Source organism: Acidimicrobiales bacterium (genome assembly GCA_036273495.1).
Classification (GTDB): domain Bacteria; phylum Actinomycetota; class Acidimicrobiia; order Acidimicrobiales; family JAJPHE01; genus DASSEU01.
Genome location: DASUHN010000197.1, coordinates 1 through 8,845, shown reverse-complemented (window position 1 = coordinate 8,845; position 8,845 = coordinate 1). Strand labels below are relative to the sequence as shown.

Genomic DNA, 8,845 nt, shown 5'->3' with positions numbered 1-8,845 from the left:
GGCCTCGATCACGCTCGGCATCACCGCCTCCCCGAGCTCGAGCCTCGACACCGACACCACCAACGGCCTCCAGACCACCGTGCAGTCGTGCTCGGTGGCCTGGACCGAGGGCGGCGTGGCACCGGCGTACACCTACAGCTGCTCGGGCACCACGACCACGGTGATGTCGTCCACCTCCGTGGCCGCACTCGAGAGCAGCGCGTCCTCCGTGACGCCGCTCAACGCGCTGACGGCGGCCGGCTCCGACCATCTACTGGTCACGCTCACGCTGCCGACGACGGCGCCGAACAGCTTCCAGAGTCTGAGCTCGACGCTCACCTACACCTTCACGGGCATCCAGCGGGCCACCCAGGCCGACTAGGTCTCGCCGAGAAGGACGAGGACACCCGTGCGCTCACTCCTGGGATTGGTCAAGGTGGCTTCGGCCAAGAAGCTCGTGCTCGCCGGGGTCCTGCTGTGGGCCGGAGCGGTGCTGGTCGGCCCGCCCCGTGGGGGTCACCCTCGGCGCCGACGTAGTGGGCTTGCTCCGGCGGCGGGCCCGGTCCCGATTCGGGACCCGGCGGAGCCGGCTGAATCGGCTGAGCCGGACCGCACTCCGGAGCCGCCTGCCTCCTCGGCCCGCGCCGCCCGCCCGGCCCGACTCCTGTCCCGGGCGTTCTCGCTCCTGTCGAAGCTGATGCTCGGCGCGGCCGGGGTGGGTGTGGCCTTCACGGTGGTGGGGTCGCTGACCGGCGCCTGGGGTCTCGTCCCGATCCTCAGCGGGTCGATGCGCCCGGGCATCCAGCCGGGAGACGCGGTGCTCGTCGCGCCTGAACCGCTGAGCGCGGTCCGCCCCGGCCAGGTGCTCGTGATCCAGCCCCCCGGCCTGGGCGGTGCGACCGTGGCCCACCGGGTGGTGTCGGTGACGCCGGGACCGGCAGGGCCGGTGATCCGGACCAGGGGGGACGCCAACAACGTCGTGGACCCGTGGAAGGCGCAGCTCGGAGGCAGTCGGGCCTGGCGGGCGCGGACCGTGATTCCCAAGCTCGGCTACCTGTCGGTGATCGAGCACAACCGCAGATGGCGGCTGGGCATCGAGCTGGTTCTGCTCGCGACCGGCCTGGGCATGGCTCTGAGCGTCATCTGGGGTCGCTCCCGTGACCGTACCAAGGTTCTGACTGCGGGCCGTCCGCCGGTGCCGGCCTGTCTCTGACCCGTCGAGGGGATCGTCAGCGAGCGGGGCGCCCCGCGAGGCCTCCACGACCTCGTCGGCCCGGCCCTCGTCCGTGACGAGGGTGAGGTGGTCCTGGGCCGCGGGATGGTCGGGCTCGTCCGGCTCGTCATTCCGGTGCGTGGCCATGTGCCGACGGAGAGACTCGAACTCTCACTGACGACGACCTAAACGTCGTGCCTCTGCCAATTGGGCTACGTCGGCGGACGCAGTGCGAGGCTACCGCCGCCGGCACCGGCCGGCCGGCGGCGGCGACTACCCTCGGGCCCCATGGCCCAGCACCGTGACCCCCTTCCCCCCGGCCTGGCCGCCGTGACGGCCCAGACGAACCTCTCCGACCGCTCCATGGACATCTACAACCGGCTGCTCCGTGAGCGCATCGTGTTCCTCGGCACCCAGATCGACCAGACCTCGGCCAACCTCACCTGCGCCCAGCTCCTCCTCCTCGAGGCCGAGGAGCCGGAGAAGGACATAGCTCTCTACGTCAACTCCCCCGGCGGGTCGGTCACCGACGGGCTGGCCATCTACGACACCATGCAGTACATCCGCTGTGACGTGGCCACGATCTGTGTGGGGCTGGCGGCGTCGATGGGGCAGTTCCTCCTCTGCGCCGGGGCCCCGGGGAAGCGCTACGCCCTCCCGCACAGCCGCATCCTGATGCACCAGCCGTCGGGCCAGATGCAGGGCCAGGCCGCCGACATCGCCATCCAGGCCGAGCAGATCGTCTACCTCAAGCGCATGATGGCGGAGCGCATCGCCTTCCACACCGGTCAGCCGGTGGAGCGGATCGAGGCCGACTCGGACCGCGACCGGTGGTTCACGGCCGACGAGGCCAAGGACTACGGGTTCATCGACCAGGTGATCACCAGGTCGGTGTCCGCGGCCATCAGCACCTGACGTGAGCGTGACCAGCCGGCCCGCTCCCGCCGCGGCGGAGAACGGGCGGTCGGCCGGTGGGCGCTCCGTCGACGGCGCCTCCGACCGCGTGCGCGTGATCACGCCCCAGGTCCGCGTCCTTCCCCGGATAGCCGACATCTGGGCCTACCGGGAGCTGCTCCTGTCACTGGTGCGCAAGGAGCTCACCGTCAAGTACAACTCCAGCTTCCTCGGGATGCTGTGGTCGATGCTGAACCCGGCCTTCACCCTCGGCATCTACTACTTCGTCTTCCAGATCGTCCTACACAGCGGGATCACGGACTTCGCCATCTTCCTGATGTCCGGCCTGTTGGCGTACAACCTCTTCTCGTACTCCCTGATGAACGCCACCGGGACGATGGTCGGCAACGCCGGCATCGTGAAGAAGGTCGCGTTCCCCCGGGAGATCCTCCCGCTGGCGTCGGTGGGCGCCGGCATCGTGTTCTTCTTCTTCCAGAGCCTCGTCCTGCTGATCGTGCTCGTGGCCGCCCGCTACCTGCCCGGGGTGCGGTACCTGCCCGAGCTGATCCCCGCCTTCGTGGCCCTCGTGATCCTCTGCGCCGCCCTGGCCGTGCTGCTCTCGGCGGTGAACGTCTACCTCCGCGACACCCAGCACTTCGTCGAGCTGATCGTCGGAGCCGCCTGGTTCTGGGCCACACCGATCGTCTACTCGTATCAGCAGATCTCATCGGAGCTGGCCAAGCACCATCTGCCCACCTGGCTGCCGTGCATCAACCCGCTCACCGACATCGTCCTGGTCTTTCAGCGCGCCATCTACGCCAAGGTCTACGGCGGGAAGGTGGCGTCGGGTTCGCTGACGAAGGTGCCGCTGTCCAGCCGGCAGCTCCTGCCCCAGGCGGGGGAGTGGTGGTACCTGTGGCACGTGCTGATCGTGCTCGGAGCGGCCGTCGTGCTGGTCGGGGCGGCGCTGGCCGTGTTCGCCCGGCTGGAAGGGAACTTTGCCGAGGAGCTGTGAGGACGTGAGCGAGGAACCGAGCGGGACCGTCGACCTGGACCAGGTAATGGGGGAGATCCAGGAGGAGGTGCGCCGCCGCCGGGCGGCGGGCGACTTCCCCCCCAGCCTGGAGCGCGAGCTCGACCTGGTGTTCGACCGTTTCGTGCCTGTCGGCCCGCTGGACGGGGACTTCGGGGAGGCCATCAAGGCCGCGGACCGGGCCGCCTACATCAACGTGGCGGTGCCGACGGCCTCGCAGAAGCCGGCCGTCGGTGAGGTCAAGCGGGTCCTTCGCAAGGCCATGGCCTGGTATCTCGAGTACCTGGCCCAGCAGGTGACCGCCTTCAGCACCTCCACCGTCCGTGCTCTGCGGACGCTGGCCGAGCGCACCTCCCACCTCGAGGAGCAGCTGGCCCAGTGGCGGCCGGCCGAGGACGACGGGCGGGACCGTCCCGCCGAGGCGCCCGACCTGGGGGAATGGGAGCAGCGGGTCGTCGGGCAGCTCGGGACCGCGCCCGGCCGCGTCCTTCACGCCGAGTGCGGCCGGGGGGCGATGGTGCAGGCGCTCCGGGCCGGCGGCGTCGACGCCTACGGCGTGGACCCGCGGGGCCCGCTGGTCGACGCGGCGGTGGCGGCCGGGCTGGAGGCGTGGCCGGACGATCCGGTGTCCCATCTCGGGGCGGTGGCGGACGGCGGGCTGGCCGGGCTGGTCCTGTCCGGGTGCGTGGACCGGCTCCCCCTGGGGCGCCAGCGCCTGCTCGTCGAGCTGGCGGCGGCCAAGCTGGCGCCCGGCGGGCGGGTCGTGATCCTTGCCGTCAACCCGGAGCGCTGGCCCGAGGCGGTCCCGGCCCTCGAGGCCGATCTGGCCCCCGGGCGCCCACTGCACGCCGTGACCTGGGCCCACCTCCTGGGCCGGGCCCGGTTCGAGAACGCCACCACGACCGACGGCCTGGTCATGTCGCTCGTCACCGCGGTCCGCCCGGCCTGAACCGGCGGATGGACCCGTCGCTCCCCACCGCCCGCCGGCCATGACGGCGTCGGCGGTGCACCAGTTCATCCCCTCCTTCGTCGGCCGGGACGCCATCGGGGGCCACGCCCTCCAGGTGCGGTCCGTGCTGCGGGAGATGGGTCTGGCATCCGACCTGTTCGTGGCCGATGCGTCTCCCGAGCACGCCTCCATCTCCCGGCCCTACGACAGCTACCGGGCCCGTCCCGGGGACTGGATCCTGTACCAGGCCTCGACCGGGCACCGCATGGCCGACTGGCTGCTCGAGCAGCCCCAACCCCTCCTCGTGAACTACCACAACGTCACCCCACCGGCGCTGCTCGAGACCTGGGAGCCCGGCCTGGCCGACGAGGTGGCCGAGGGCCGCCGGCAGATCGGCAAGCTGGCGGTGGTGGCCCGCCATGCCATCGCCGTGTCGCACTACAACGAGGCCGAGCTGGACGAGCTCGGCTACCGCTCCACGTCGGTGGTGCCCCTCCTGATCGACCTCGACGCCCAGGCGACGGCGCCCGACCGGGTGACCCTCGACTGGCTGGCGCGGGGCAAGGAGAAGGGTGGCGCCGACCTGCTGTTCGTCGGCCGGATCGTCCCCAACAAGGCCCAGCACGACGTCCTCAAGGCCCTGGCCGCCTACCGGCGCACCTACGACCCCCGGGCCCGCCTGCACCTGGTCGGGGGGGCGTCGTCGCCCAACTACCTGCGCGCCCTGCGCCGCTTCGTGGGCGCCCTCGACCTGTGGGATGCGGTCGACCTGGCCGGCTCGGTGTCCGACGCCGAGCGGGCCGCCTACTACGCCGGCGCCGACGCCCTGGTCTGCCTCTCCGATCACGAGGGCTTCTGCGTCCCGATCCTGGAGGCGATGCACGCCGGGGTCCCGGTAGTGGCCTTCGCGTCGACCGCCATCCCCGAGACCGTCGCCGGCGCCGGGGTGGTCCTGCCGGCCAAGACGCCGGCGCTGGTGGCCGCCGCCGTCCACCGGGTGGTGGCGGACGGAGACCTGCGCAAGCAGCTGGTGGAAGCGGGCCGGGCCCGGGCGGCAGAGTTCGCCCCCGAGCGGACCCGGCCCCGGTTCGCGGCGGCGGTGCAGGCGGCGCTGGGGGCGGCGGGATGACCGACCCCGCCGCCCGGTCGGGCGGGGCGGGGATCACCCGGTCGGTCCTGCGCCGCCCGCCGCCGGCCGGTGAGGCCCAGCGGGGCTCGGTGACCGCGGTGCACCAGTTCCTCCCCGCCCTCCTGCCCGGTGACGCGGTCGGGATGCACACCCTCGAGATGCGAAGGGCGCTGCAGGACGCCGGGTTCGCGTCGGAGATATTCGTCGAGGCCGTGCACGCCGAGCTGGAGGGGCAGGCCCGGCACTTCTCGGAGTTCCCCGGCTTTGCCCGGGGGAGCCTGCTCCTGTACCAGCTCGCCACCGGCTCGGTGCTGGCCGACTACGTGTTCTCCCGTCCCGAGCCCCTGGTCGTGGACTACCACAACCTGACTCCGGCCGAGTTCTTCCGGGCCTGGGACACCGACGTGGCCAACGCCCTCAACTGGGGGCGGGCCCAGCTGGCCCACCTCGCTCCCCGCACGTCCCTCGGGATGGCGGACTCGAGCTTCAACGAGCTCGAGCTGATGGAGCTCGACTACCGCCGGACGGCCGTGGTCCCGATCCTCCTCGACCTGGAGACGATGACCGCCGACGTCGACGTCACGTGCCTGGCGACGCTGGAGAAGGCCAAGGCGGACGGGGGCGCCGATCTTCTGTTCGTCGGCCGGCTGGCTCCGAACAAGGCCCAGCACGAGCTGATCAAGGCCCTCGTGATGTACCGCCGGGTGTACGACCCCCGGGCCCGGCTGCGGCTGATCGGGCGCCCCGCCACCGACAGCTACGCCCGGGCCCTCGGCCGCTACGCGACCGAGATGGGCGTGGCGGACGCCGTGATCATCCGCGAGCGGGTGTCGGGCGGTGAGCTGTCCGCCCACTACCGCGCCGCCGACGCCCTGGTGATCCTGTCCGAGCACGAAGGGTTCTGTGTCCCCCTCCTCGAGGCCATGCTCCACGGCGTCCCGATCGTGGCCCGCCCCTGTGGCGCCGTCCCCGAGACCCTCGCGACGGCGGGACTGGTGGTGTCCGACCGCTCTCCGGCCACGGTGGCGGCCGCTGTGCACCGCGTCGTGACCGACGACGCCCTCCGGCGGGCCCTGGTCGACGCCGGACGGCAGCGCCTGGCTGAGTTCGACCTGGCGCGCTCTCGGCTGCGCCTCATCGAAGCCTTGGCCCCGCTGACCGGGGTGATGCCGTGAAGCTGGCGTTCGTGGTGCCGCGCTACGGGACCCAGGTCACCGGGGGCGCCGAGACGGCGGCGCGCATGCTGGCCGAACGCCTGGTGGCGGCGTTCGGCTGGGACGTCGAGGTGTTCACGACCTGCGCCCTCGACGCCATGACGTGGCACGACGAGGTCGCGCCCGGAACCTCGGTCGAGGCCGGTGTGACCGTCCACCGCTTCGCCTCCCGCGCCGGGCGCGATCCCGGGTTCCATCACTACTCCGGGCCGCTGCTGACCCGCGTCGCTCAGGCGACGATGGAGGAGGCGGAGCGCTGGATCGACCTGCAGGGCCCGGTGTGCCCGGAGGTGGTCGAGGCGGCGGCGGCGTCGGACGCCGAGGTGGTGGCCTTCTACCCCTACCTGTACTACCCGACGGTGTGGGGGCTGCCGCGTGTTGGTGAGCGGGCCGTGCTGCACGCCGCTGCCCACGACGAGGCACCGATCCGGCTCCCGGTCTTCCCTCCCGTGTTCGGGGCGGCAGCCGGCCTGGTGTTCCACACCTACGAGGAGCGCCGGCTGGTGCACCACCTGTTCGACGTGGCCGAGCGTCACCAGATCGTGCTGGGAATGGGGGTCGAGCCGCGCCAGGCCGATCCGGTGGCGGCGCGCCGCCATGCCGGTGTGGGGGAGCGGCCCTACGTCTGCGCGATCGGGCGGGTCGACGACCAGAAGGGGATCGGCTCGCTGTGGCGCTTCTTCCTCGCCCACAAGGAACGGAACCCCGGGCCCCTTGCCCTCGTGCTGGTCGGCCAGGTCGTCGACCGGCCTCCGGACCACCCCGATCTCGTCGTCACCGGCCCCGTCGACGAGGACACCAAGTGGGGCCTGCTGGCCGGCTCGGAGGGGTGCATCTCCCCCTCGGCCATGGAGTCGTTCTCGCTGGTCGTGGTGGAGGCCTGGAGCGCCGGCGTGCCCGTGCTGGTGAACGGCCGCTCGCCCGCCACGGTCGAGCACTGCGTGCGGTCGGGCGGCGGGCTGTGGTACGGCGGCTTCGCCGAGTTCGAGGCGGCGCTGACCCGTCTCACGGCCGATCGCGTCCTCGCGGGCGGCCTGGCGGCGGCGGGGCGCCGCTACGTCGACGCCAACTTCCAGTGGCCGGTGCTCATCGATCGCTACCGGCGCTTCCTCGACGAGCTTCCCGGACGGCGGTGAGCATCCCCGCCTTCCGCCGGATCGGAGCGGCGACGGCCGTGGTGGCGGCGGGAGCCGCCGTGGCCCTGCCGGCGGCGACCCGCTCGGGACCGGCGGCGGCCCAGTCCCCGGCTTCGGTGACCCTCGCCGGCCACGGCTTCGGCCACGGCATCGGGATGGGGCAGTGGGGCGCCCTCGGCTACGCCCTGGCGGGCCAGCCCTACAGCTGGATCCTCGACCACTTCTACGGCGGCACCAGCGCCGGCACGGTGCCCAACGGTCCGGTCCGGGTCCGGTTGGTCGGCAACGACGGCAACGACGTGATCGTCACCTCCGGGGCCCCGTTCACGGCGGCGGGAATGTCCTTCACCGCCGGCCAGGCGGTGCTGATGCACCTCTCCTCACCGGGCACGTGGGCCATCTCGCGCGGTCCGGGCTGCGCCGGCCCGTGGACCGCGGCGGGCACGGCGTCGGACGCGGGAGGGACCGGGCCGCAGGCCGTGGCGACCTCGTCGGCGGACGCCGCCAGCGCCACGACCACCTCGGCCCTGCAGCTGTGCGGGGCCGGCGCCAACCTGTACGTGCGCGGCTCTCTCCAGGGAGCGGAGATCGGCGGTGTGGCCCGCACCGTCAACGTCCTGCCAATGGAGCAGTACCTGCGCGGCGTAGTCCCCAGCGAGTCTCCGCCCTCCTGGGGCGCCCAGGGCTCGGCCGGGCCGCAGAGCCACGCCCAGGGCTTCCAGGCCCTCGAGGCCCAGGCGGTGGCGTCACGGTCGTACGCCGCCAACCAGGAGGCCGCCCCCAGCTCGCAGGGCGGGACGGGCGCCTACGGCTACGCCGACATCTGCGACACCACGGCGTGCCAGGTCTACGGCGGCATGCACGCCGAGAACGCCACGACCGACGCGGCGGTGGTCGACACCGCCGGTCAGGTGCGCGTCGACGGAAGCGGGGCGGTGCCGGCCACCGAGTACTCGTCTTCGACCGGGGGATGGACGGCGGGAGGCCCGTTCACCGCCGTAGTCGACGACGGGGACGCCGTGTGCACGTCCGGCGCCTGCAACCCCAATCACAGCTGGTCGGTCGTCCTGCCGGCCCCGAGCATCCAGTCCGCCTACCCGTCGGTCGGAACCTTCCAGTCGCTGGGCGTGACGTCGCGGTCCGGCCCGGCCCAGGCGGACCAGGGGGGACGGGTCGTGTCGCTGGTCGTGCAGGGCTCGGCCGGGTCGGTCACCACGACCGGCTCGACCTTCGCCGCCCGCCTGGGCCTCAAGTCCAACTGGTTTGCCGTGGTCGGCGCCCCCAGCGGCGGGATCGAC

General features: G+C 72.6%; 9 protein-coding genes and 1 tRNA gene. 9 read left to right on the top strand and 1 reads right to left on the bottom strand.

The window, feature by feature from the left end:
* On the top strand, positions 1-361 hold a 361-nt coding region (locus tag VFW24_08290; GenBank protein ID HEX5266759.1), incomplete at its 5' end, for a hypothetical protein.
* Between the two features lie 27 nt (positions 362-388).
* Positions 389-1,192 carry a hypothetical protein gene (locus VFW24_08285; GenBank protein ID HEX5266758.1) on the top strand — a complete coding sequence of 268 codons (804 nt, stop codon included), beginning with the start codon at positions 389-391 and terminating at the stop codon, positions 1,190-1,192.
* Positions 1,193-1,340: 148 nt separating this feature from the next.
* Here the strand turns inward: VFW24_08285 and VFW24_08280 are convergent.
* Positions 1,341-1,414 (bottom strand) — tRNA-Leu (locus VFW24_08280).
* A gap of 66 nt (positions 1,415-1,480) precedes the next feature.
* Here VFW24_08280 and VFW24_08275 point away from each other — a divergent pair.
* From VFW24_08275 to VFW24_08245, 7 genes are all read left to right on the top strand, one after another.
* Entirely contained in the window at positions 1,481-2,107 is a 627-nt protein-coding gene (locus VFW24_08275; protein ID HEX5266757.1) for an ATP-dependent Clp protease proteolytic subunit, read from the top strand.
* A 1-nt stretch (position 2,108) separates the two neighbouring features.
* Entirely contained in the window at positions 2,109-3,101 is a 993-nt protein-coding gene (locus VFW24_08270) for an ABC transporter permease (GenBank protein ID HEX5266756.1), read from the top strand.
* Between the two features lie 4 nt (positions 3,102-3,105).
* The gene (locus VFW24_08265) at positions 3,106-4,068 is read left to right on the top strand and encodes a hypothetical protein (GenBank protein HEX5266755.1); all 963 of its coding nucleotides are present in this window, start codon (positions 3,106-3,108) and stop codon (positions 4,066-4,068) included.
* Positions 4,069-4,108: 40 nt separating this feature from the next.
* On the top strand, positions 4,109-5,197 hold the full coding sequence (locus VFW24_08260) for a glycosyltransferase family 4 protein (protein ID HEX5266754.1): 1,089 nt from the start codon (positions 4,109-4,111) through the stop codon (positions 5,195-5,197).
* Positions 5,194-6,372, top strand: a complete 1,179-nt coding sequence (locus tag VFW24_08255; protein HEX5266753.1) for a glycosyltransferase family 4 protein — start codon at positions 5,194-5,196, stop codon at positions 6,370-6,372. The genes VFW24_08260 and VFW24_08255 overlap by 4 nt, the downstream gene beginning before the upstream one ends.
* Complete coding sequence (locus VFW24_08250; protein HEX5266752.1) at positions 6,369-7,547, top strand: glycosyltransferase family 4 protein; 1,179 nt, start codon at positions 6,369-6,371, stop codon at positions 7,545-7,547. The genes VFW24_08255 and VFW24_08250 overlap by 4 nt, the downstream gene beginning before the upstream one ends.
* Positions 7,544-8,845: SpoIID/LytB domain-containing protein (locus VFW24_08245; protein ID HEX5266751.1), on the top strand; the 1,302-nt coding region annotated here is incomplete at its 3' end. The genes VFW24_08250 and VFW24_08245, both read left to right, overlap by 4 nt.

Coding starts and splice junctions, on each gene's coding strand:
- VFW24_08275 (HEX5266757.1), top strand. CDS start 1,481: ATGGCCCAGCACCGTGACCCCCTTCCCCCCGGCCTGGCCGCCGTGACG.
- VFW24_08260 (HEX5266754.1), top strand. CDS start 4,109: ATGACGGCGTCGGCGGTGCACCAGTTCATCCCCTCCTTCGTCGGCCGG.
- VFW24_08255 (HEX5266753.1), top strand. CDS start 5,194: ATGACCGACCCCGCCGCCCGGTCGGGCGGGGCGGGGATCACCCGGTCG.